The sequence below is a fragment of the Vibrio sp. 1562 genome (assembly GCF_033340155.1).
GTDB lineage: Bacteria > Pseudomonadota > Gammaproteobacteria > Enterobacterales > Vibrionaceae > Vibrio > Vibrio alginolyticus.
In genome coordinates this window covers 1-696 of the sequence record NZ_JAWOVY010000360.1, presented here as the reverse complement: position 1 = coordinate 696, position 696 = coordinate 1, and the positions used below count along the sequence as shown (strand labels likewise).

At 47.0% G+C, this 696-nt stretch carries 1 pseudogene; it reads right to left on the bottom strand.

The features are described 5' to 3' along the window. Positions 1-69: 69 nt before the first annotated feature. Positions 70-696, bottom strand: a pseudogene (locus R7Z49_RS25180) (transporter); the annotation flags it as partial.

The window sequence follows — 696 nt, the reverse complement described above, 5'->3', positions numbered from 1 at the left end:
TGCAAAAGGCGCTCATTGAGCGCCTTTTTTGTACTTGATGATTGAGCCGTTTCATCAAACTCAAACCGGTTAACTCAAAATTATCAAAATCGTACCAGCTAGTGTCATTAGGATGTTGGCTATCGCATAAGTACCCGCATAGCCAAGAGCAGGGATAGTCGATTTCGCGTATTCGTTTACGACATCCATCGCTGGTGCACAAGTACGTGCGCCAATGACCGCCCCGAATAGCAATGCGCGGTTCATCTTCAAAATGTATGCGCCAACTAGGTAAGCAAGCACAACAGGCACGACACTAACAATAAACGCAAGGCCGATCACCTGTGGGCCAACTTGAGTCAAGTGCTCGAACATCTTGCCACCAGCACTCAAACCGATACCGACCATAAAGAACATTACACCAAGATCTTTGACCATGTTTAACGCGCCTTGCGGTACGTAGCCGAAAGTAGGGTGGTTGGCTCTAAGGAAGCCTAGTGTAATACCTGACAGCAAAAGGCCTACTGCATTACCTAAGCTAAACGATACTTGACCAAATGTCATGGTCACTAGGCCAAACATAATGCCAAGAATAAAGAAGCTACAGAACGCCAATAAGTCGGCCATTTGGCTGTGGATCGAGATAAAACCGATTTTCTCAGCAAGGCCATGTACACGACTCTTCTCGCCACTCACCTGAAGCACATCACCTTTGGC